Here is a 22,576-nt window from a genome sequence, read left to right as displayed (position 1 = left end):
CCTTGATTCTGGGGAAATCCGGGTTTTAAGCAGACAAACCGGAATGCGTCCGCATGCCGGAGACGACCGCAACAATCGCGGTACACCCAGTCTAATGAAGGACGCCGCGCTGTCCAGCCTTGCAATGCATCAATCTTTTGCCGATCCGCTGCCGGTTTCTTAGGTCACTCTGCCTCTTCGGCCTCCATGGCCCCTCCCGCCCCGCTGCCACCCTGTGCTCCCCCCACCCCGCTGCCGCCCTGTACTCCCCCCGCCCCACTGCCACCCCGTTGTCGCGCCGCCAGCCGCCGCGCGGCGCGCCGGTGCGCGTCCGCCGCCGCCGGGTCGCCGAGCCGGTCCAGGGCCTCCGCGGCCCGCAGCGCGCCCTGCGGATTGCCCGCCCGGCGGAACGCGGCCCCGGCCGCCCGCCAGGCGCGCAGCGCCTCGCCCCACTGGCCGGTGCGGGCCTGGACCGTGCCCAGCCGCTCGTACAGCCGCGCCTCGCCGATCCGGTCGCCGCGGGACAGCCGCAGCTGGAGCGCCCGTCCGTACCAGTCGGCCGCCCGGTGCCAGTCCCCCAGGTCCTCGTAGGTGCCGCCGATGGACTCCAGCGAGCGCCCCGTGGTGTACGGGTCGCCGGCCTCCCGGGCCGCCTCCAGCGCGTGCTTGTAGCGGACCAGCGACTCCTCCACCCGCCCCGCCCCCGCGTCCAGGTCACCCAGGTTCAGCAGCGCCGCGGCCTCCTCCACCGGCAGATCGCGGCGGCGGGCCACATCGAGCACCAGTTGGTGCAGCCCGTACAGCTCCGGGGCGGCCTCCTCCGCGCTCCGATGGGCGCCGAGCGCATGCGTCAGGCCGGCCACCAGCCGGCGCGCCAGCGTGTCGAGCCCGCCGTCCTCGACGGCCAGCCGGGCGATCTCCAGCAGCACCGGCAGCCGCGACTCCAGCCAGACCGCAGCGGCCGCCGACGAGGTGAACCTCAGCGGCCTCGGCATCGCGGCCAGTGCCTTGCGGCCGGGCGAGCCGTACGGCTGGGCGGCCAGACGGCACGCGTGCAGCTGCCGTACGGTCCGCTCCAGCATCCGGGCCCCGGCCAGCTCCACCTCGGCCGGGCGCTCGGTGGCCCGCAGCGCCGCCCGCAGCATCGCGTCGAGGCAGCCGGGCACCTGGTACTGGCGCTCGGCCAGCGGGCGCAGCAGCCCGTGTGCGACAAAGCCCTCCAGCGCGGCCTCGGCGTCCGACATGGAGCAGCCGGCCAGCGCGGACGCCATCTGGGCGTCGGCACGGCCGTCGGGCGCGAGCACCAGCAGCCGCAGCAGCCGCGCGGCGGCCGGCGGCAGCGCCTCGTACGCCAGCCGGAAGGCGCGGGCCAGCGGACGGGCGCCCCGGTCCTGGTCGCCCTCGGTCGACGGCAGCTCGCGCAGCCGCTGCACCGCGTCGGCGACGGACGCCTGGGGGCGCGCCGCGAGCCAGCCGCCGACCAGCACCAGCGCGGCGGGCTGGCCGCCGCACTCCTCGACCAGGGACTGCGCGGCCACCGGGTCGCAGGTGATGCGGGTGGCCCCGGCGTACTGCGCGAGCAGCCCGATCGCCGCGCTCACATCGAGCCCGCCGAGGGTGCACGGCCGTACGTCCGGCAGCCCCGTCAGCGGGCCGCGCGAGACGGCGACGACCAGGCTGTCCGGCGCGTCCGGCAGCAGCGCGTCCACCTGCTCGGCGCCGGTGGCGTCGTCGAGCAGCAGCAGTGCGCGCTTCCCGGCCAGGGCGTCGCGCAGCGCCTCGCAGAGCTCGTCCTCGTCCGCTCCCGCGGGCACGGACACCCCGAGCACGGCCAGCAGTTCGCGGGCGGTGCGCTCGACGGGCACGGGTTCGCCCCCGGATGTGGCCAGCCGGGCCCGCAGGACCCCGTCGGGGTAGTCGTCGGCCAGCCGCCGCACCAGTTCCTCGGCCAGCGCGGTACGGCCCGAACCGGGGCGGCCCGCGATCAGCAGCACCCGGCTGCGGGGGGCCTTGCGGCCGGCGAGGGTGTCCAGGCCGGCCCGGTCGATGTCGGCCCGCAGCGACAGCAGTTCGCGCCGCCGCCCCGCGAAACCGCTCCCCACGGACGCCGCCGCCGCGAACAGCACGGCCCGCGTCGCGCCGCTCCACAGCCCTCCGGCGTCGTCCTGCGGCCTGGCAGGCGGCTCCGCGCGCCCTGCGGCCCGGGGCGGCGGGGCGGCGCGAGGGGGCTGGGGTTCGGCGCCAGGCGGCGGCAGCCGCTTCCGGGGGGCCGGCCCCCCATCGGTGTCGACCGCCTGCTCCGCCACTGGGCCCCATCCCCGTCCACCTGCGCGTACGAGCCCGCCGCGGGCGCGGCCGGGATCACTCCGAGCGTAGTTCACCGCGCGTCAGCACTCCGGCACTCCCGGCCGATACGGCGGGGAGAAAATCACCTGATCGGATGCACGGATGTTCGGATTGGGGGCAGGGCCGGACAACAGGGGCCGAGGGCGGGCCGAGAGCGGTCAGGCCTCGAAGGGCCGCGCCGGCCAGGGGGCGTCCGCGGGGCGCAGGGACTCGAAGCCGGCGCCGGTCCGCGCGGCGTGGGCCGCCAGGACGCCCGCCGCCAGGCAGGTGTTGTGCAGCTCGCCCGCGAGGACGCCGGCGATCAGCTCGCCGAGGGGGACGCGGGCGCGCTCCATGTCCGCCTCCTCGTGGTCCCCCTCGTACCGCTCGCCCTCGGCGTCCGAGATCCCCCGGGCCAGGAAGATCCGCACGGCCTCGTCACTGCCGCCCGGCGAGGTGTAGACGTCGGTCAGCACACGCCAGTCCTCGGCCTTGACGTGTGCCTCCTCGTACAGCTCGCGCTGCGCCGCGTGCAGCGGGTTCTCGCCGGGGACGTCGAGGAGGCCGGCCGGGATCTCCCAGAGCCGCTGCCGCACCGGGTGGCGGTACTGGCGCACCACGATCACGCGGCCTTCGTCGTCGAGGGCGAGGATGGCGACCGAGCCGGGGTGGACCTGGTAGTCGCGGGTCGTCCTGGAGCCGTCGGGCATGACGACCTCGTCGGTGCGCACGCCGGTCTTGTTGCCGGTGAACGGCGTGGTGGTGGCGGTGACCTGCCACTCCTCGGGGGTGTCCTCGATGCGCATGCTCGGCTCAGCGTCCTCTCGTCGACGAACGGCCCAGGAGACCAACGAGGGCCCTGGGGCGGGGCCCGGGCGGGGCGGCGCGAGCCGCTCCCGCCCAGGTCAACCGTATCCCTCAGGCCTTGGCGCGCTGGCCGGTCGCCGCACCCGGCTGCGCGCCCGGCTGCGCGGACTGCCCGGAGTGCCGCGCCACCGCGGCCTTCACCAGGCCGGCGAAGAGCGGGTGCGGGCGGGTGGGCCGGGAGCGCAGCTCCGGGTGGGCCTGGGTGCCGACCAGGTACGGGTGCACCTCGCGCGGGTACTCCACGTACTCGACCAGCTTGTTGTCGGGCGAGGTGCCCGAGAAGACGAGGCCGGCCTTCTTCTCCAGCTCTCCGCGGTAGGCGTTGTTGACCTCGTAGCGGTGGCGGTGGCGCTCCTCGACGTACGGCTGGTCGTCGTAGACCTCGCGGACGATGGTGCCCTCGCCGAGCTTCGCCGGGTACATGCCCAGCCGCATCGTGCCGCCCATGTCGCCCTCGCCCGCGACGATGTCGAGCTGCTCGGCCATGGTGGAGATCACCGGGTCGCTGGTGGCGGGCTCGAACTCGGTGGAGTTGGCGCCCTCGATGCCCGCCAGGTTCCGCGCGGCCTCGATGACGATGCACTGCAGGCCCAGGCACAGGCCCAGCAGCGGGATCTTGTTCTCGCGGGCGTAGGTGATCGCGCCGACCTTGCCGTTGACGCCGCGGTCGCCGAAGCCGCCCGGGACGCAGATCGCGTCGACGTCGCCGAGCTGCTGCCGGGCGCCGGCGGCGGTGCGGCAGTCGTCGGAGGTCACCCACTTGATCTTGACGCGGGCGTTGTTGGCGAAGCCGCCCGCGCGCAGCGCCTCGGTGACCGACAGATAGGCGTCGGGCAGGTCGATGTACTTGCCGACCAGGGCGACGGTGACCTCGTGGTCGGGCTGGTGGACCCGCTTGAGCAGATCGTCCCACTGGGTCCACTCGACATCGCGGAAGGGCAGGTCGAGGCGGCGCACGACATAGGCGTCCAGGCCCTCGGAGTGCAGCACCTTGGGGATGTCGTAGATGGACTTGGCGTCGATGGCGGCGACCACGGCCGCCTCGTCGACGTCGCACATCAGCGAGATCTTGCGCTTGATGGAGGTCGGGACCTCGCGGTCGGCGCGCAGCACGATCGCGTCGGGCTGGATACCGATGTTGCGCAGGGCCGCGACCGAGTGCTGGGTGGGCTTGGTCTTGAGCTCGCCGGAGGGGCCGATGTACGGCAGCAGGGAGATGTGCACGACGAAGACGTTGTCCCGGCCGACCTCGTGGCGGACCTGGCGCACGGCCTCCAGGAAGGGCAGCGACTCGATGTCGCCGACGGTGCCGCCGACCTCGGTGATCACGACGTCCACGTCGTCCGTCGCCATCCGCCGGATGCGGTGCTTGATCTCGTTGGTGATGTGCGGGATGACCTGCACCGTGTCGCCGAGGTACTCGCCGCGCCGCTCCTTGGCGATCACGGTGGAGTAGACCTGACCGGTGGTGACGTTGGCCGAGCCGTCGAGGTCGACGTCGAGGAACCGCTCGTAGTGGCCGATGTCCAGGTCGGTCTCGGCGCCGTCGTTGGTGACGAACACCTCGCCGTGCTGGAACGGGTTCATGGTGCCGGGGTCGACGTTGAGGTACGGGTCCAGCTTCTGCATCGTCACGCGCAGGCCGCGCGCCTTGAGCAGGGCACCGAGGCTGGAGGCGGTCAGGCCCTTGCCGAGTGAGGAAGCGACACCCCCGGTGACGAAGATGTGCTTGGTCGTCGTGGGCTTAGCGGCAATGGCCAAAACGGGGCTCCCGTGGTCGCGAGGTGAGGGTGCGGGGTCCGGCGACCGCCCCGGTTTTCCGGGGGCGCCGTTGGTGAGGTTCGGGGGTTTTGCGCCCACCGCTCCACGGGCTACCAGGGTATCAGTGCCCACCCTGGGCCACCGCTGGGCAGGGTGCGCCCCCCGGCGGGAGCCAGGGCGCCTCCCCGGGCGACCGGAGCTACGGATCCGCTACCGCTCGAACACCTTGCGTGACCTGGCCACCCGATCGGCCGCCGGGATCCGAGCCACGATGTGGGACGGCTCAAGCGGATCACTGTTCTCCGTCGTATCCTGCTCGGACGCAATGCTGCGAGCCGGCCGGCAAGGGACCACCAGCACGTCCCCGGGACAAGCGCTCGTCGAGAACTTCCAAGACCGTGGACAATAGCCTTCCGGGGCACCGCGGCCGTTCGAATGGGGATAGTACGTGGCCGGGCGTATCGAGGATTACGCACTGATCGGGGACATGCAGACCGCCGCCCTGGTCTGCAGAGATGGCACGGTCGACTGGCTTTGTCTGCCGCGCTTCGATTCGCATGCCGTCTTCGCCGGGCTGCTGGGCACCGAGGAGCATGGTTTCTGGCACCTGGGGCCCGCGCAGTCCGCGGGCAGCACCCCCGCGGCCGCCGACCGCCGCCGATACCGCGGCGACTCGCTGGTCCTCGAATCGGAATGGGACACCCCGCGCGGCACGGTCCGCGTGATCGACTTCATGCCGCCCCGCGACGGGGCCCCGCAGCTGGTACGGATCGTCGAGGGCGTGAGCGGCCGGGTGCCGATGCGCTCGGCCCTGCGGATGCGCTTCTCGTACGGCTGGGTCGTGCCGTGGGTGCACAAGATCGACGCGCGGACGGTCGCCGTCGCCGGACCCGACTCGGTGTGGCTGGACACCGAGATCGACACCTACGGCAAGGACCTGACCACCTACTCGGACTTCACCGTCGCCCCCGGCGACCGGATCGCCTTCACCATCAGCTGGCAGCCCTCGCACAAGGAGCCGCCCGCCCTGCCGGACCCGGAGGGCGCCCTGGAGGCGACCGAGGTCTTCTGGCGCGAGTGGGTCGAGCACTGCACGTACCACGGCCCCTACCGGGACGCGGTGGTCCGCTCGCTGATCACCCTCAAGGCGCTGACCTACGCCCCCACCGGCGGCATCGTCGCCGCGCCCACCACCTCCCTGCCCGAGGAGATCGGCGGCGTCCGGAACTGGGACTACCGCTACACCTGGCTGCGGGACGCGGCGATCACCCTGTCCTCGCTGCTGCGCACCGGCTACCGCGAGGAGGCGCGCGCCTGGCGCGAGTGGCTGCTGCGCGCCGTCGCGGGCGACCCGGAGAACCTGCAGATCATGTACGGCATCGCGGGTGAGCGCGAACTGGGCGAGGCCGAGCTGCCCTGGCTCCCCGGCTACGAGGGCTCCCAGCCGGTCCGGGTCGGCAACGGCGCGGCGGGCCAGCTCCAGCTGGACGTGTACGGAGAGGTCACCGAGGCGCTGCACCTGGCGCACATGACCGGCCTGGCCCGCAACGACTACGCGAGCGTGCTGCAGCTGAAGCTGATCCGCTACCTCGAGGAGCACTGGGACGAGCCGGACGAGGGCATCTGGGAGGTGCGCGGCCCGCGCCGGCACTTCGTGCACTCCAAGGTGATGGCCTGGGTCGCGGTGGACCGCACCGTCAAGCTCATCGAATCGGGCGACGTGGACGGGCCGTTGGAGCGCTGGCGCGAGCTGCGCGACGAGATCCACCGGGATGTGTGCGAGAAGGGCTACGACCCCGAGCGCAACACCTTCACCCAGTCCTACGGCTCGCGGGAGCTGGACGCCTCCCTGCTGCTGATCCCGCAGATGGGCTTTCTGCCGCCGGACGACAAGCGGGTCATCGGGACCATCGAGGCCATCCAGCGGGAGCTGTCGACCCCGGACGGCTTTGTGCTGCGCTACCCGACGGCCGGCGAGGACGCGGGGGTGGACGGCCTCGAAGGCGACGAAGGGGCCTTCCTGGCCTGCTCGTTCTGGCTCGCCGACGACCTGGCGATGATCGGCCGGGTCGACGAGGCGCGCAAGCTCTTCGAGAAGCTGCTCTCGCTCCGCAACGACCTGGGGCTGCTGGCGGAGGAGTGGGACCCGCGGCTCCAGCGCCAGGTGGGCAACTTCCCGCAGGCCTTCAGCCATGTGCCGCTGATCGACACGGCGCTGCGGCTGACCGCGTCCGGGGCGTACGGAGGGTAGGCCCGGCCACAGGCCGAAGTCACCGGAGCCCGGGCCCGTACGGTCCGGGCTCCGGTGGCTCATGCCGCCTAGAAGGGCGTCAGGGTCAGCGTGACGCCCGTCGGGGCGGTGTCCTGGATGTACGACGCGAAGTCGGCGACGTCGTCGAAGGCGAAGCCGTACGCCTTGCCGTCCGCGGTCGCCGCGTGCATGGCCTTGGCGTAGTGGTTGGTGACCTGTGAGGCGTAGAAGGCGGCCGGGTCGGTGGTCGGCTGGGCCGGCGTGTTGTGCAGGGTGGTGCGGTTGAGGCCCGCGCCGAGGATGGCCGCGACGGGGCCCGTCGTCCCGTCGTTGGGTGCGGCGAGCGCGCCGTCGCAGAAGAGCACGTCCCGGGTGGAGGGCTTGTTGAAGGCGACGGAGGCGGGGCCGGTGAAGGACAGCCGCCCGCCGCTCACCCGGCCGGTGAAGGTGCCCGCGTTGGTGGTGACCTTCAGGTCCTTCGCGGCGTAGGCGGCCCAGACCTCGTCGATGTAGGCGGCGAGGTAGTCCTTGGCGAACAGCCCCGCGTCGAGGCCGTGCCCGGGGGCGATGACCCTCAGCTCGTCGCCGACGACCAGGGGCGCGAAGGCGTCGACCGCCGCCAGGTCGGAGAAGACCTTGGCGCGGGCGCCGCTCTTGAGGGTGCCGGTGGTCTGGTCCTTGGCCCCGGTGAGGCGGATCGACAGCGGGACGCTGAACATGTCGACCATGGTGGTGTTGCAGAACATCCCGGCGGAGTTGAAGGTGAACTCCGCGCAGTCGTGCAGGACGTTGTAGTTGGGGTCGCCGGACACCCAGCCCGCCGGGTACTGCAGGGCCGCGTTGCCCGCGCCGTCGGTGACCGCCTTGAACCTGAGCTTGGAGCCGAGCGCGACATAGATCCGGCCGGACATGTTGGGCAGGGTCAGCTTGGTGTCCCCGCTCCCGGCGAGCGGGATGGCGTAGTCGGTGAAGCCGTCCGGTCCGTTGTCGGAGAGCGCGATGGGCGCGACCTTGCCGTCCGGGGTGACGCGGACCTGCCGGCCGCCCTCGTTGCCGACGATGTAGACCCATATCGACGAGTTGCTGAACTGACCTGTGTTGTTGACGACCGTCAGCGGCATCGTGGCGGCGCGCTCCGCCCCGTCGGCCCGGCCGCCCGCGAGGGTGAGGCCCGAACCTGCGGCGGCAGCGGCGGCGAGGCCGCCGAGCAGCTTCCTGCGGCTGATCGTCCCGCTTTTCGTCCTGCTCATGACATGTTCTCCTCGGCGTTGTGGGGGATGTGCCGGGATACGGAAGGGGTGGGGGGTAACGGGAAAGCCACCGTGAGAGCGCTCTCCCACTCCTTGCCCAGCACCCTGCCCACCGGCCACCCCATGCGTCAAGGACTTCGGCGGGCTTTGATCGGATCAGGTCTGAACCAATTCGTCGTAGACGCTGAGGACATGGGCGACCGTGTCGTCCTCCGTCGGCCAGCCCGCGGTCCGCGCCCGCCCCGCCGCGGCCAGCTCCACCCGGCGCACCGGATCCGCCAGCAGCCTGATCACCGCGCCCGCCAGGTCCTCCGGCGCCCCGTACGGCACCAGTTCGGCCGCCTCCCCCACCAGCTCCGGCACCCCGCCGACCGCCGTGGCCACCAGCGGCACGCCCGCGTGCAGCGCCTCCTGCGCCAGCAGCGACCGCGCCTCCCACCGGCTGGAGAGCACCGCGACATCGGCGGCCGCCAGCAGCGAGGGCACATCGTCCCGGCGGCCGAGCAACCGCACCGGAAGCCCCTCCGCGTCGATCCTGTGCTGCAGCGCCGCCCGGTCCGGCCCCTCCCCCGCGACCGCCAGCAGCGGCTGGGGGTCCAGCGCGCGCCACACCCGGGCCGCGTCCAGCAGCGGCCCGAAACCCCGGTCCCTCACCAGCCGCCCCATCGCGAGCAGCAACGGCCGCTCCACGGCGCCCAGTTCGGCCCGCGCCTTCTGCCGCCACCCGTCCTCCCTGGCCGGAGTGGCGCGCGGCGCGGGCACCGCGACCGGCGCGAGCCGGGCGTCGCGAGCCCCCCGCGCCCGAGCCCGCTCCACCAGATCCGACGACGCGCCCAGCACGATCGCGGCGTGGCGCACCACCCTGCGCTCCATGAGGCGCACGGCATGGGCCCGCGCGCCCTCGGCGTGCGGCTTGCTGTGCCAGGTGACGATCAGCGGCACGCCCCGGCCGTGCAGCGCCAGCACGGCCAGCAGCGCGGACCGCAGCCCGTGCGCGTGCACAAGACCCGCCCCGGCCCCCGCCGCCCGCAGCGTCGCGACGGCCCCCGCGTCCGTACGGGCGTCCAGTCCGGCGAACCACGCGCCCGCCTCCGTGAACCCGTACCCGCGCTCCGCCCGCGACGGCCCGCACACCGTCACCCGCAGCCCGCGCGCCACCAACCCGGCCGTCAGCGACCGGACATGCACCCCGCTGCCGGAACTTCCGCCGCCGAGCACCTGCAGGGCGTGCAGGGGCGGCTGCCCGTCCGGGCTCCCGTGCGGCGGGGCCGGTGTGCTGCTCACGGTGCTGCTCACGCGGGAAGGGCTCCTGAGAGGACTGCGTTCGGGCGTGGGTCGTCGGCACGCGGCGGTACGGGTGCGCTCCGCCCAGGATGCCAGCCTTCAGGCCGCCACCACCGCCATGGCCCCGCCCGTGGCCTGCCGTTGGCTCGCCCGTACGTCCAAGGATTCACCCATACGGAGGACAAGGCCGACGGCGCAACACCCTCGCGCCCCCGACCCGCGGGCGGCGGCCCGGGCCGCCGGCACGGCGAGGCGCAGGGCGGAGCGGCGCGGAGCCGCAGCGGTCAGCGCGTCGCCCGCGCCGTCTCCAGAAGCTCCTCCGCATGGGCGCGGGCGAGTTCGGAGTCCTCCTGGCCCGCCAGCATGCGCGACAGCTCCCGTACGCGGTCCTCGCCCTCCATCGCCTTCACACCGCTGCGGGTGACCGACCCGTCGTTGGTCTTCTCCACGACCAGGTGCCGGTCGGCGAAGGCCGCGACCTGGGGCAGGTGGGTGACGACCACGACCTGCGCGGTCTGGGCGAGCTTGGCCAGGCGCCGGCCGACCTCGACCGCCGCCTTGCCGCCGACGCCCTGGTCCACCTCGTCGAAGAGATAGGTCGGCACGGGGTCGGAGCCCGCGAAGACCACCTCCACCGCGAGCATCACCCGGGACAGCTCACCGCCGGACGCCCCCTTGGCGATCGGGCGGGGCGGAGCGCCCGGGTGGGGGGCGAGAAGCAGCTCGACCTCGTCGGCCCCGTGCGGCCCGAACAGCACCGCACGGCCGCCCACCTCGATGCCCGCCGCCTCCTCCGCGGCCTCGCTCTGGCTGATCGCGAAGGTCACCCGGGCGTGCGGCATCGCGAGCGAGGCCAGCTCCGCGGTGACCGCGTCGGCGAAACGCGCCGCCGCCTCCGTACGGGCGTCGGTGAGGGCCTGCGCGAGCTCGCCCAGTTCGGCGCGGAGCGCGTCGCGCTCGGTGGTCAGCTCGCCGATGCGGTCGTCGTCGCCGTCCAGTTCGGCCAGGCGCGCGGCGCCCTGCTCCGCCCAGGCCAGCACGTCCGCGATGTCCTGGCCGTACTTGCGGGTCAGATGGGCCAGCGCGGCCCGGCGCTCCTCGACGGCCGCCAGCCGCAGCGGATCGGCGTCCAGGTCGTCCGCGTAGCCCGCGAGCTCCCCGGCCACGTCGGACAGCAGGATGCCGACCTCGGCGATCCGGTCGGCGAGCGCGGCGAGCGCCGGGTCGTGCGAGCGGACGCCCTCCAGCGCCCGGTGCGCGCCCGCGACCAGGCCGGCCGCCTCCACGCTCTCGGGGTCCTCCGGGTGCCCGGCCAGCGCGGTGTGCGCGGCGGTGGCGGCGGAGGCGAGGGCCTCGGCGTGGCCCAGGCGCTCCGCCTCCGCGGCGAGCTCGATGTCCTCCCCCGGCAGCGGCTCGGTCGCGGCGATCTCCTCGAGGCCGAAGCGCAGCAGATCCGCCTCCTGCGCCCGCTCCCGCGCCCGGGTGGTCAGCTCGTCCAGCTCGGCGGTGACCGCGCGCAGCCGCCGGTAGGCCGCCCCGTACTTCTCCAGCGGCCCGGCGACCGCGGCTCCCGCGTACCGGTCCAGGGCCTGCCGCTGCCGGGCCGGGCGCAGCAGCCCCTGCTGATCGGTCTGGCCGTGCACGGCCACCAGGTCGTCCGCCAACTCGCCCAGCAGCCCCACGGGCACCGAGCGGCCGCCCACATGGGCGCGGGAACGGCCTTCGGCGGAGATCGTGCGGCTGATCAGCAGCGCGCCGTCGTCGAGTTCGGCCCCCGCCTCCTCGGCCCGGACGGCCGCCGCCGACCGCCCGTCGACCGTGATCCGGCCCTCGACGACCGCCGCCTTGGCCCCGATCCGCACCAGGGCGGCGTCGGCCCGCCCGCCCAGCAGCAGGCCGAGGCTGGTGACGACCATGGTCTTGCCCGCTCCGGTCTCACCGGTCACCGCGGTGAAGCCGGGCGACAGTTCGACGACGGCATCGTCGATGACGCCCAGGGCACGTATCCGCATCTCCTCCAGCACGACCACGACCATACGAGGTTTCGCGGCCTCGATGCGACGGCGGGTTCCTCCTACGGGGCGCCCCGCCCGCGCTGAGCCCGCCGTGGCGCCCCGCCGGGGAGCCTAATGCGGCGCGCCGCGCCAGCCCGCGACCGGGAGGGCGAACTTCGCCACCAGCCGGTCCGTGAACGACGCGTGGTGCAGCCGCGCCAGCCGCACCGGCACCGCCCCCCGCCGCACCTCCACCCGCGCGCCCGCGGGCAGTTCGACGGTGCGCCGCCCGTCGCACCACAGCACCCCGTGCGGGGTCTGCGGCTGCACCTCCACGGCGAGCACCGAGCGCGGCGAGGTGACCAGGGGCTTGGCGAAGAGGGCGTGCGCGCTGATGGGGACCATCAGCAGCGCCTCGACCTCGGGCCACACGACGGGGCCGCCGGCCGAGAAGGCGTAGGCGGTCGAGCCGGTCGGGGTCGCGCAGACGACGCCGTCGCCGCCGAAGCGGGAGACGGGACGGCCGTCGACCTCCGTGACGACCTCCAGGAGGCGTTCGCGCGCCGCCTTCTCGACCGACGCCTCGTTCAGCGCCCAGTCGGTGTGCACGATCTGCCCGTCGGTGCGGACCAGCACATCGATGGTCATCCGCTCCTCGACCTCGTAGCTGCGGGTCACGACCCGGTCCACGACCTTGTCCAGGTCGTCCCGCTCCGCCTCGGCGAGGAAGCCGACCCGGCCCAGGTTGATGCCGAGCATCGGCACCCCGGAGATCCGCGAGAACTCCGCTCCGCGCAGGAGCGTGCCGTCACCGCCGAGGACGATCAGCAACTCGCAGCCGACCAGGACGTCCGGGCCCGCCTCGACCAGCTCGACCGCGGACGGCAGCGGCAGGTCGGCGGCCTCCGCGGCCAGCACCCGCACCCCGATGCCGCAGCGCAGCAGCCCCTGGACGACGAGTTCGGCGCTGCGGATGGCCGCGGGGCGGCCGGTGTGCGCCAGCAGGAATACGGTGCGCTCCGCTGCTGCCGAGGCTGCTGCTGAAGCTTCTGAAGTGGTCAACTGGGCCCCTCCGCCACTGCACGGTCGACATCGGCCGGGTCGAGTGCCGGCGCCCCGGCGCGCATCCACAGAAAGTACTCGACGTTGCCGGCCGGGCCGGGCAACGGGCTCGCGGTGACCCCCAGGACTCCAAGGCCAAGACCCGCCGCCTGCTCCGCGACCGTACGGACGGCCTCGGCGCGCAGCGCGGCGCTGCGGACCACCCCGCCGCTGCCCAGCCGCTCCTTGCCGACCTCGAACTGGGGCTTGACCATCAGCACCAGGTCGGCTCCGGGCGCGGCGCAGCGCACCAGGGCGGGCAGCACCAGCCCCAGCGGGATGAAGGACAGGTCACCGACGACCAGGTCCACGGGGTCACCGCCGATCTGCTCGAGCGTCAATTCACGTACGTTCGTACGGTCCATGACGGTGACGCGTTCATCGCTCTGCAAAGACCACGCGAGTTGTCCGTAACCGACGTCCACGGCGACGACATGGGCGGCGCCGGCGCGCAGCAGGACGTCGGTGAAGCCTCCGGTGGACGCGCCCGCGTCCAGGGCGCGCCGCCCCGCGACCTTCAGCTCGCCGCCTCCCGGGCCGCCCCCGGTGGCGGCCGCGCCCGCCCCTTGGCGGTACTCCTCGCTGAAGGCGAGCAGCGCGCCCGCGAGCTTGTGCCCGCCGCGCGAGACGTAGTCCGGGTCGCTCTCGTCCTCCCTGACCACGAGCGCCGCGCTGGTCTCCACCTGTGTGGCGGGCTTGGTCGCGACCTGCCCGCCGACGGTCACCCGGCCCGCCGCGATCAGCTGGCTGGCATGCTCGCGCGAGCGGGCCAGCTCGCGGCGCACCAGCTCCGCGTCGAGTCGTACGCGTCGTGGGCGGGTCACAGCCACGGGGGGTTCAGCTCCTGTCGTTTGCGGGACGAGGTCGTCTTACGAGGCGGGGTCGTCTTACGAGGCGGGGGCGGGCGGTGCGGGGGCCGGCGGGCCGGGCCGCCGGTCCAGGGCGGTCAGCGCGTCGCGCAGGCCCCGGTGCACATCCTCGTACACCTCCAGATGACCGCTCACGGCGAGGTGGTCGGCATCGGCCAGCCGGTCCAGCTGCGCGTCGATCCCGGCGACGCCGGTGGGCGTACGGGTGACACCGAGCGGCGCCGGATCCGCCGGACGCGCCGACTCCGAGGAAGGGTCCGAAGAAGGCTCCGGGGAAGGCGTGGAAGACGGTTCGCAGGAGGGCCCCGCCGTCGGCTCCGGCCCGGCCCCCGGGGCCCCCGCCACGGCGGCTTCCACCCCGGGCCGCGGCTCCGGCCCGGGCCGCACACCCTCGATCGGCTCACTCATGGTCCCGACGCTACCGCGAACCGCACATTCTCCGACGTACGGGACCTGGGGTACCGTCTGTCGCGATGGCGACCATGGAGGAGTGCCGCAGCGCACTCGACAAACTGGCGGAGAACCTGGCGGGCGCGAACGGGGACCTCCGCAGCGCCGCCGCGCTCGACCGCTCGGTGAGCTGCCGTATCACCGACCTCGACATCACCTTCCTCGGACGTCTCACCGACGGCCGCATAGAGGACGTGACGGCCGTGCCGGGCCCGCCCGCCGAGCGCGCCGAGATCCGGCTGACGATGTCCGGCGACGACCTGGTGGCCCTGGTCGACGGCGAGCTGCACTTCGCGCGGGCCTGGGGCAGCGGCCGGGTCAAGCTGGAGGCCGGCTTCCGCGACCTTCTGCGGCTGCGGAAGCTGCTGTAGCCGCGGCCATCTCCGTCGTGACCGCCTGCGTACGGGGCCGCCGGGCGGCGGGCACCACCAGCGGGGTGCCGGTCTCGGGGTCGTCGATCACCTGGCAGCGCAGCCCGAAGACCCGCTCCACCAGCTCGGCCGTCACCACCTCCCCCGGCGCGCCCTCGGCGACGACCTCCCCGCCGCGCATCGCGATCAGGTGGGTGGCGTAGCGGGCGGCGTGGTTGAGGTCGTGGAGGACGGCGACAAGGGTGCGGCCCTGCTCCTCGTGGAGCTGGGCGCACAGGTCGAGCACATCGATCTGGTGCTGGATGTCCAGGTAGGTGGTCGGCTCGTCGAGGAGCAGCAGCGGAGTCTGCTGGGCGATGGCCATGGCGATCCACACCCGCTGCCGCTGACCGCCGGACAATTCGTCGACATAGCGATCCGCGAGCTCGGCCACGCCGGTCGCCGCCATCGACTCACCGACAATCCGCTCGTCCGTCTCCGACCACTGCCGCAGCAGCCCCTGGTGCGGATAGCGGCCACGCGCGACCAGGTCCGCGACGGTGATGCCGTCCGGCGCGATCGAGGACTGCGGCAGCAGCCCGAGGGTGCGGGCGACCTTCTTGGCGGGCAGCGAGCCGATCGCCTGCCCGTCGAGCAGCACCGACCCGGCGGTCGGCTTGAGCATCCGGGACAGGGCGCGCAGCAGGGTGGACTTGCCGCAGGCGTTGGGCCCGACGATCACCGTGAAGGAGTGGTCGGGGATGGCCACGGTCAGCCCCTCGGCCACCGTGCGCCGGTCGTAGGCGAGGGTGAGCCCTTCGGCGGTGAGCCGCCGCGCCCGGGCACCCTCACCCATTCCGCCCGTACCGCCCGCGCCACCTGTACCGCCCATGGCGCTCATGCCGCTCGTATCGCCCATACCGTCGATGCCGTCCCTACTGTCCACGTCGCCCCTCGTCACATCCGCACCGTCCCTCGTCATATCCGCCCCGCCCGGCGCTCGGTGATCAGCAGCCCCAGCAGATAGCAGCCGCCCAGCACCCCGGTGACCACCCCCACCGGCAGTTGGTCCGCCCCGAAGAGGCGCTGCGCGGCCCAGTCGGCGGTGATCAGCAGGGCCGCGCCCATCAGGGCCGCGGGCACCAGGTTGGGCCCGGTCGAGCGGGTGAGCCTGCGGGCCAGCTGTGGCGCGACGAGCGCGACGAAGGCCACGGGCCCGGCGGCGGACGTGGCGACCGCGGTCAGCACGACGGCCGACAGGACCATCACCAGCCGCGTGCGCTCGACCCGCACCCCGAGGGCGTATGCGCTGTCGTCGCCCATCTCCAGCATCCGCAGGCCCCGGGCGTGCCCGAGCACCACCGGCACCAGCACCGCGCATACGCAGGCCAGCGGCCAGACCTGCCCCCAGTCCCGCCCGTTCAGCGAGCCGGTCAGCCACACCATGGCGCGCGCCGCGTCCTCCTGGTGCCCCTGGGTGAGCAGATAGCCGTTGACGGCGGTGAGCGTCGAGGACGCGCCGATGCCCACGAGCACCAGCCGATAGCCGTGTACGCCCTGCCGCCAGGCCAGCGCGTACACGCCGAGCCCGGTCAGCAGACCGCCGGCGACGGCCCCGGCCGCGACCTGGTTGGGGTCGCCCTTGAACAGCACGACGACCGTGAGCGCCCCGGCCGCCGACCCCTGTCCGAAGCCGACCACGTCGGGGCTGCCCAGCGGGTTGCGGGACACGCTCTGGAACAGCGCGCCCGCCAGGCCCAGGGCCGCGCCGACGAGCAGCCCGACCAGGACGCGCGGCAGCCGCACCTCGTTGACGATGAAGTGCTCGATCGGGGTGCCGCCGCCGAACAGGGTGCGTACGACATCGCCGGGCGCGATCGAGAAGTCGCCCGTCCCGATCAGCACCACGCTCATGCCCAGTGCCACGGCGGCCAGCAGCAGCCCCGTCAGCGCCGCGCGGACGTCCACCCGGACCGAGAGCCCGCCCCGGGTCCGCAGCGTGGCCCCGCGCGCCCTGGGCGCGCTCGCGCCGCCGTTCCTGACCTTGCTCGCGCTCGCGTTCACAGCTGGGCCATCCTTCGGCGCCGGACGAGGTAGATGAAGACGGGCCCGCCGATGAGCGTGGTGACGACCCCGGCCTGCAGCTCCGAGGGCCGGGCCACGACCCGGCCGATCACATCGGCCCCCAGCAGCAGCACCGGCGAGAGCACCGCGGCGTACGGCAGGATCCAGCGCAGATCGGGCCCGGTGAGCGCCCGTACGAGATGCGGCACCATCAGGCCGACGAACGCGATCGGCCCGCAGGCGGCCGTCGCGGCCCCGCACAGCAGGGTGACGGCGGCCATGGCGAGCACGCGGGTGCGGTTGAGGTTGGTGCCCAGGGCGCGCGCCGTGTCGTCGCCGAGCGCCACGGCGTTCAGCGCCCGGCCGAGCGCCAGGGCGAGGACCACGCCGACGGCGATGAACGGCGCGACCTGCTTGACGACCGCCATGTTCGCGGAGGCGAGCGAACCGACCGTCCAGAAGCGCATCTTGTCCAGGGCCGCCGTGTCCATCAGCTCAACGGCGTTGAGATAGCCGTAGAGCGCCGCGTACACGGCCGTACCGGCGAGCGCCAGCCGCACCGGCGTGGCCCCCCGGGTGCCGCCGAGCGCGTAGACCAGCACGGACGCGACGGCGGTGCCGAGGAAGGCGAACCACACATAGCCGGTCAGGGAGGTGACGCCAAGAAAGCTGATGGCCGAGACGACGGCGGCGGACGCGCCCGCGTTCAGCCCGAGGAGCCCCGGGTCGGCGAGCGGGTTGCGGGTGAGCGCCTGGATCACCGCGCCCGCGAGCCCGAGCGCGGCGCCCACCAGCAGGCCGAGCACGGTGCGCGGCACCCGCACGTCCCGGACCACCACATCGGTGTCGCTGCCGCTGTAGTGGAACAGCCCGTGCCACACCTCGCCCAGCGCGATCGGCTTGGCGCCGATCGCGACGCTGGCGGCCACGACCACCAGCAGGACCCCCAGGGAGGCGGCGAGCCCCGCCGCGCGGCGCGCGAGGTGCCGCCCGGGTGGCGCGGTCGCTGTTTCGGTCCCGGCTCTGGCCGGACTGAGCAGGGTCACGCGGAACTCCACCTCGCAGCAAGGCCGATCACAACTGAGGTTAGGTTAACCTAACCTGCCCTGTCACGCCTCGGGAGGGGCCTTCAGGCATTCACCCCAGTCCCAGCCGCGCCAGCGCCTTCCCCGCGTCCGCGGCGCACGCCCCGTCCCCGGCCTCGGTCCACGCCGCCGCGCACAGCGCCCGCAGCCCGTCCATCGGGTCGCCGTCCTCCCCCTCCAGCACCAGCTCGCCCTCGCGCACCCGGGCCAGCCAGCCCCCGCAGCGAAACCCGCCGTCGTCCCCCGCCCCGGCGGGCTCCACCCCGGCCTGGGACGCCAGAAGGCCCCTCAAGTCGCGGTCCACATAGGTCGGCCGGTGCTTGGGCTCGGCCGCCAGCAGCTGCGCGGGGGTCGTCACCCCGGTCAGGACCAGCAGCGAGTCGACGCCGCCCGCGTGCGCGCCCTCGATGTCGGTGTCCAGCCGGTCCCCGACCACCAGCGGCCGCTCCGCGCCGGTCCGCAGGATCGTCTCGCGGTGCATCGGGGGCAGCGGCTTCCCGGCGACCTGCGGGGAGCGGCCCGTGACGATGCGCACGACCTCCACCGCCGCGCCGTTGCCCGGCGCGATGCCCCGGCCGCTCGGAATCGTCAGATCCGCGTTGGAGGCGTACCACGGCACGCCGCGCGCCACCGCGTACCCGGCCTCCGCCAGCCGCCCCCAGGGCATGTCGGGCCCGCCGTACCCCTGGACCACCGCCGCCGGGTCGTCGTCCGTCGAATCCACCGGCACCAGGCCCCGCTCGCGCAGCGCGACCCGCAGCCCCTCACCGCCGATCACCAGCACCCGGGCCCCCGCCGGGACCTGCTCGGCGATCAGCCGGGCCACCGCCTGCGCCGAAGTGATCACGTCCTCCGGCTGCGCGGGCACCCCGAGCCGGGTCAGATGCTCCGCCACCGCCTCCGGCGTGCGCAGCGCGTTGTTGGTCACATACGCCAGCCGCATCCCGCCGTCCCTCGCCTCGCCCAGCGAGCCCACGGCGTGCTCGATGGCCTCGCCCCCCGCGTACACCACCCCGTCGAGGTCCAGCAGGGCGGTGTCGTACGCCGCGCTCAGCGGCCGTTCGCTGGTCGCGGGCCGGGTCCGGACGTTCGGGGTCACGGGGGGATTCATCGGGGGACACGCTCCTCGCATACATGTGCGTCTGTGCTCCGATCATCGCTCATCGCGTCGAACGGCATAGCATTCAGTGATGAGCACTCCAGGGCCTGTCGGGCAAGGTCTGCAGCTCGCCCCGTTCCGGGCATTGCGCTATGTCGCGGAGCGGGTCGGCAGCCTGGCCGCCGTGACCTCCCCGCCGTACGACGTCGTGGTGCGCCCCGACGGTCTGCGCGCGCTCGAGACAGCGGACCCCTACAACATCGTCCGCCTCATCCTCCCGCAGGCCGGCACCCCCGCCGACCGCCACCGGCAGGCAGCCGAGACGCTGCGCCGCTGGCAGGCCGACGGGATACTCGCCCCCGACCCCGAGCCCGCGCTCTACGTCTACGAGCAGCGCGACGGCCATGTGCTCCAGCGGGGGCTCATCGGCGCCCTGCGGCTGAGCCCGCGCGAGGAGGGCGTGGTCCTCCCGCACGAGGAGGTCATGCCGCATGTGGTCGAGGACCGCGCCGCCCTGATGCGCGCCACCGCCGCCAACCTGGAGCCGCTGCTGCTCGCCTACCGCGGCGACGGCTCGGTGAGCGGCGCGGCGGCCGTCCTCGAACGCGCCGTGCAGGGCCGCCCGTTGCTGTCCACGCCCACCGAGGACGGCTTCAGCCACCGCCTGTGGCGGGTGACCGACCCCGCCGACCTCGCGCAGATCGCCGCCGACCTCCGCCACCGCCAGGCCCTCATCGCCGACGGGCACCACCGCTGGGCCACGTATCTGCGGCTGCGCGAGGAGCGGACGGAGCCCGGTCCCTGGGACTTCGGCCTGGTCCTGCTCGTCGACACCGCCCGCTACCCGCTGCGGGTCAGGGCCATCCACCGGCTGCTGCACCGGCTCTCCCCGGCCGACGCGCTGGCCGCCCTGGGGGCCCCGGGCGCGCATCGCACGCCCGGCCCGGCCGACCCGACCGACCTGACCGGCCCGACCGGCCCGAGCTCGCCGACGCCCGGCTCGGGAGGCTCAGGGGACTCGGGGGGCTCGGGGGGCGCCGCCTTCCGCGTACGGCCGGTCGACGGCCCGCTCCCGCAGGCCCTGGCCACGCTCGCGAAGGCCGCCGACGAGCCGGGGGCCGGCAACGCCTTCCTGCTCGCCGGGCACGGCGGCTTCCTCCTCCTGGACCGCCCCGACCCGGCGCTCCTGGCCCGTACGATCCCCGCCGACCGGCCGGAGGCATGGCGCACCCTCGACGCGACAGTCCTGCACTCCCTGCTCCTCGAGCACATCTGGAAGGTCCCGGACGACCCTGGCCACATCGGCTACATCCATGACGCGGCGGCGGCCGTGGAGCAGGCAGAGCGGCACGGCGGCACGGCCGTGCTGATGCACCCGGTACGGGAGGGGGTCGTCCACGACCTGGCCCGGCAGGGGATTCCCATGCCGCACAAGTCGACCTCCTTCGGGCCGAAGCCGGCGTCGGGGCTGGTCCTGCGGAGCCTCGCGCTCGGCTGACACGCTGACGCCGCTGACACGGCTCACGAGAAAGGGCGGAACCCCTGGGCCGGGGTTCCGCCCTCACTGTCTCTCGCTGTTTCGCTCCGGTGCCGCTCCCGGCCCCCGTCAGCGGCCGTCGGCCTCGTCGGTTCCGTCCTTCGGACGGTCGGACTCGGCGGCGGCCTCGGGCTCGGGCTCGGGCTCGCCCTCGCCCTCCGGCTCGTCCGCTGCGAGCTCGGGCTCCTCCTCGTCCCCGGGCTCGTCCACGACCTCCGGCTCGTCCCCGGGCTCCTCCTCGTGCTCGAGCTCCGGGGCGAGCGCGTCCACGAACTCCACGCCGTCCAGCTCCGCGAGCCGGTCGGAGGCGTCCGTGGTCCCGCCCTGGTCCGCCTCCAGGGCCTTCGCGAACCACTCCCGCGCCTCGCCCTCACGCCCGACGGCCAGCAGCGCGTCGGCGTACGCGTAGCGCAGCCGCGCCGTCCACGGCTGTATGGACTGGGAGGCGAGCTCCGGGCTCTGCAGCGTCACCACGGCGGCGTCGGTCTGCCCCATGTCACGCCGGGCGCCCGCCGCGACCAGCCGCATCTCGACCTGCCCAGCCCGGTCCAGCTTCTGCACCTCGGGCTCACCGGCCATCGCCAGCGCCCGCTCCGGGCGGCCCATGCCGCGCTCGCAGTCGGCCATCACGGGCCACAGGTCCGCGGTGCCGGTCATCCGCCGCGCCGCGCGGAACTCCGCCAGCGCCTCCGCGTACTTCGCGACGGCGTACGAGGCGAAGCCCGCCGCCTCGCGTACGGCCGCGACGCGGGAGGCGAGCCGCAGCGCGACGCGCGAGTACTCGTACGCCCGCTCGGGCTCGTCGTCCAGCAGCCTGGCGACCATGACGAGGTTCTTGGCCACGTCGTCGGCGAGCGTCTTCGGCAGGCTCATGAGCTCCTGCCGCACGCTCTTGTCGACCTCGTCCCCGGTCACATCCTCGGGGATCGGCAGCCGCTTGACCGGCTCGCGGTCACGGTCGCGATCGCGGGCGCGATCGTCCCGGCGGCCGTAGCCGCCGGACCGGTCGTCCCGGCGCTTGTAGCCACCGCCACCGGGACGCTCATCGCGCCCACGGCCCTGCCCGGCGTACGGACGGCGCGGCCCACGGTCGTCACGGCGATCATCCCGGCGGAAACCGCCCTCACGGTCATCCCGGCGCGGGGCACGCGGCCTGTCGTCACGGCGGTCGTCGCGACGGTCGTCACGGCGGTCGTACCCGCCGACGCGGCCACCACGATCCCGGTCGTCGCGGCGCGGCCCGCGCGGCCGGTCATCACGGCGATCATCACGCCGGAAACCGCCACGGTCGTCGTCACGGCGGTACGAAGGCCGGTCATCCCGCCGGTCGTCACGGCGCCGGTCGTCACGGCGGTCATCACGACGATCGTCGCGACGGTAGCCGCCACGGTCGTCGTCCCGACGGTAGCCGCCACGGTCGTCATCGCGGCGGTAGCCACCGCGGTCGTCATCCCGCCGGAACCCCGGCCGGTCATCGCGGTCCCGGTCACGACGGAACCCACCCTGGCGGTAGCCACCGTCACGGTCATCACGGCGAGGCCCACGGGGGCGATCATCACGGCGGTCATCACGCCGCTCGTCGCGGCGGAAACCGCCCCGGTCATCACGGCGGTCGAACCCCGGCCGGCCACCGCGGTCGTCACGACGCGCATACCCTCCCGGCCGTCCACCACGGTCATCGTCGCGACGCGGCCCACGCGGCCGGTCATCGCGGCGCTCACCACGGCGGTCATCCCCCCGGTCGTCGCGACGGTAACCACTGCGGTCGTCGTCGCGACGGCGGTAGCCTCCGCGGTCATCGTCACGGCGGAAACCACCACGATCGTCGTCACGGCGGTAGCCGCCGCGGTCGTCGTCACGGCGGTAGCCGCCGCGGTCGTCGTCACGGCGGTAGCCGCCGCGGTCGTCGTCACGGCGGTAGCCGCCGCGGTCGTCATCGCGCCGGGGACGGTACGGGCGGTCGTCCCGCCCCCTCCGGAACCCGCCGCGATCACCGTCACGTCGCGGTCCGGACTCACGGAAGTCGCGCCGGTCACCGCCGTCCCGGCGCCGCGGCTCCCGGCTCGGCCGATCGTCGGGGGAGTTGGTGGACATCGACGTGACTCCTGTCTTGATGAGGTACTGCAGCCATTCTCGCGCATCGGACTTGCGAACGCGTTTCAGCAAAAACAAAAGGACCCTTGGTCCCAGCATGAACGCTGGGACCAAGGGTCCTTCAAAGATTGTTCGGCGGCGTCCTACTCTCCCACAGGGTCCCCCCTGCAGTACCATCGGCGCTGAAAGGCTTAGCTTCCGGGTTCGGAATGTAAC

General features: G+C 73.9%; 18 protein-coding genes and 1 rRNA gene. 3 read left to right on the top strand and 16 right to left on the bottom strand.

Translation table 11 applies throughout. From position 1 onward, the window contains the following. Positions 1-164: 164 nt before the first annotated feature. From ACFZDL_RS35595 to ACFZDL_RS35585, 3 genes are all read right to left on the bottom strand, one after another. Positions 165-2,285: a tetratricopeptide repeat protein gene (locus ACFZDL_RS35595; protein ID WP_391193365.1), complete on the bottom strand. Its 2,121-nt coding sequence runs from the start codon at positions 2,283-2,285 to the stop codon at positions 165-167. Positions 2,286-2,483: 198 nt separating this feature from the next. After that, positions 2,484-3,110, bottom strand: coding sequence for an NUDIX hydrolase (locus ACFZDL_RS35590; protein WP_353594590.1), 627 nt, complete (start codon positions 3,108-3,110; stop codon positions 2,484-2,486). A gap of 112 nt (positions 3,111-3,222) precedes the next feature. Then, complete coding sequence (locus ACFZDL_RS35585; protein WP_391193362.1) at positions 3,223-4,932, bottom strand: CTP synthase; 1,710 nt, start codon at positions 4,930-4,932, stop codon at positions 3,223-3,225. A 448-nt stretch (positions 4,933-5,380) separates the two neighbouring features. Between ACFZDL_RS35585 and ACFZDL_RS35580 the strand changes: the two genes are divergently transcribed. Further along, positions 5,381-7,183 (top strand): glycoside hydrolase family 15 protein, encoded by a 1,803-nt coding sequence (locus ACFZDL_RS35580; protein ID WP_353594589.1) that lies wholly within the window; start codon positions 5,381-5,383, stop codon positions 7,181-7,183. A gap of 68 nt (positions 7,184-7,251) precedes the next feature. On the opposite strand, the gene ACFZDL_RS35575 is transcribed toward ACFZDL_RS35580, so the two are convergent. The 6 genes from ACFZDL_RS35575 to ACFZDL_RS35550 form a co-directional block, all read right to left on the bottom strand. Further along, the gene (locus tag ACFZDL_RS35575; protein ID WP_353594588.1) at positions 7,252-8,433 is read right to left on the bottom strand and encodes a glycoside hydrolase family 64 protein; all 1,182 of its coding nucleotides are present in this window, start codon (positions 8,431-8,433) and stop codon (positions 7,252-7,254) included. A 156-nt stretch (positions 8,434-8,589) separates the two neighbouring features. Next, a complete protein-coding gene (locus tag ACFZDL_RS35570) occupies positions 8,590-9,729 on the bottom strand; it encodes a glycosyltransferase family 4 protein (protein ID WP_353594587.1) in 1,140 nt (379 codons plus the stop codon). Positions 9,730-10,001: 272 nt separating this feature from the next. After that, positions 10,002-11,753 carry a DNA repair protein RecN gene (gene recN / locus ACFZDL_RS35565; protein ID WP_353594586.1) on the bottom strand — a complete coding sequence of 584 codons (1,752 nt, stop codon included), beginning with the start codon at positions 11,751-11,753 and terminating at the stop codon, positions 10,002-10,004. 90 nt (positions 11,754-11,843) lie between these two features. Continuing rightward, the gene (locus ACFZDL_RS35560; RefSeq protein WP_353594585.1) at positions 11,844-12,773 is read right to left on the bottom strand and encodes an NAD kinase; all 930 of its coding nucleotides are present in this window, start codon (positions 12,771-12,773) and stop codon (positions 11,844-11,846) included. Next, on the bottom strand, positions 12,770-13,636 hold the full coding sequence (locus tag ACFZDL_RS35555) for a TlyA family RNA methyltransferase (RefSeq protein ID WP_353594695.1): 867 nt from the start codon (positions 13,634-13,636) through the stop codon (positions 12,770-12,772). The genes ACFZDL_RS35560 and ACFZDL_RS35555 overlap by 4 nt, the downstream gene beginning before the upstream one ends. Before the next feature lie 63 nt (positions 13,637-13,699). Next, positions 13,700-14,089, bottom strand: a complete 390-nt coding sequence (locus tag ACFZDL_RS35550) for a hypothetical protein (protein ID WP_353594584.1) — start codon at positions 14,087-14,089, stop codon at positions 13,700-13,702. 65 nt (positions 14,090-14,154) lie between these two features. Between ACFZDL_RS35550 and ACFZDL_RS35545 the strand changes: the two genes are divergently transcribed. Then, the gene (locus tag ACFZDL_RS35545) at positions 14,155-14,502 is read left to right on the top strand and encodes a sterol-binding protein (RefSeq protein ID WP_353594583.1); all 348 of its coding nucleotides are present in this window, start codon (positions 14,155-14,157) and stop codon (positions 14,500-14,502) included. On the opposite strand, the gene ACFZDL_RS35540 is transcribed toward ACFZDL_RS35545, so the two are convergent. The 4 genes from ACFZDL_RS35540 to ACFZDL_RS35525 form a co-directional block, all read right to left on the bottom strand. Beyond that, positions 14,450-15,373, bottom strand: a complete 924-nt coding sequence (locus ACFZDL_RS35540) for an ABC transporter ATP-binding protein (protein ID WP_353594694.1) — start codon at positions 15,371-15,373, stop codon at positions 14,450-14,452. The two genes, ACFZDL_RS35545 and ACFZDL_RS35540, sit on opposite strands and share 53 nt — an antisense overlap. Positions 15,374-15,459: 86 nt before the next feature. Then, positions 15,460-16,545, bottom strand: coding sequence for an iron chelate uptake ABC transporter family permease subunit (locus ACFZDL_RS35535; RefSeq protein ID WP_391193358.1), 1,086 nt, complete (start codon positions 16,543-16,545; stop codon positions 15,460-15,462). Further along, the gene (locus ACFZDL_RS35530) at positions 16,542-17,591 is read right to left on the bottom strand and encodes an iron chelate uptake ABC transporter family permease subunit (RefSeq protein ID WP_353594582.1); all 1,050 of its coding nucleotides are present in this window, start codon (positions 17,589-17,591) and stop codon (positions 16,542-16,544) included. The genes ACFZDL_RS35535 and ACFZDL_RS35530 overlap by 4 nt, the downstream gene beginning before the upstream one ends. Before the next feature lie 91 nt (positions 17,592-17,682). Then, positions 17,683-18,741, bottom strand: a complete 1,059-nt coding sequence (locus ACFZDL_RS35525; protein ID WP_353594581.1) for an HAD-IIA family hydrolase — start codon at positions 18,739-18,741, stop codon at positions 17,683-17,685. 79 nt (positions 18,742-18,820) lie between these two features. Here ACFZDL_RS35525 and ACFZDL_RS35520 point away from each other — a divergent pair, with 79 nt between their 5' ends. Next, a complete protein-coding gene (locus tag ACFZDL_RS35520; RefSeq protein ID WP_353594580.1) occupies positions 18,821-20,227 on the top strand; it encodes a DUF1015 domain-containing protein in 1,407 nt (468 codons plus the stop codon). 108 nt (positions 20,228-20,335) lie between these two features. Here the strand turns inward: ACFZDL_RS35520 and ACFZDL_RS35515 are convergent, their stop codons facing one another. From ACFZDL_RS35515 to rrf, 3 genes are all read right to left on the bottom strand, one after another. Further along, a complete protein-coding gene (locus ACFZDL_RS35515) occupies positions 20,336-21,154 on the bottom strand; it encodes a hypothetical protein (RefSeq protein WP_353594692.1) in 819 nt (272 codons plus the stop codon). A 23-nt stretch (positions 21,155-21,177) separates the two neighbouring features. Continuing rightward, a complete protein-coding gene (locus tag ACFZDL_RS35510; RefSeq protein WP_391193357.1) occupies positions 21,178-22,266 on the bottom strand; it encodes a hypothetical protein in 1,089 nt (362 codons plus the stop codon). 224 nt (positions 22,267-22,490) lie between these two features. Further along, positions 22,491-22,576, bottom strand: a 5S ribosomal RNA gene (gene rrf / locus ACFZDL_RS35505); the annotation flags it as partial.

The organism is Streptomyces sp. NPDC007917 (genome assembly GCF_042959105.1).
GTDB lineage: Bacteria > Actinomycetota > Actinomycetes > Streptomycetales > Streptomycetaceae > Streptomyces.
The sequence above is the reverse complement of the archived record's forward strand: the minus strand, read 5'-3'. Positions and strand labels throughout refer to the sequence as shown.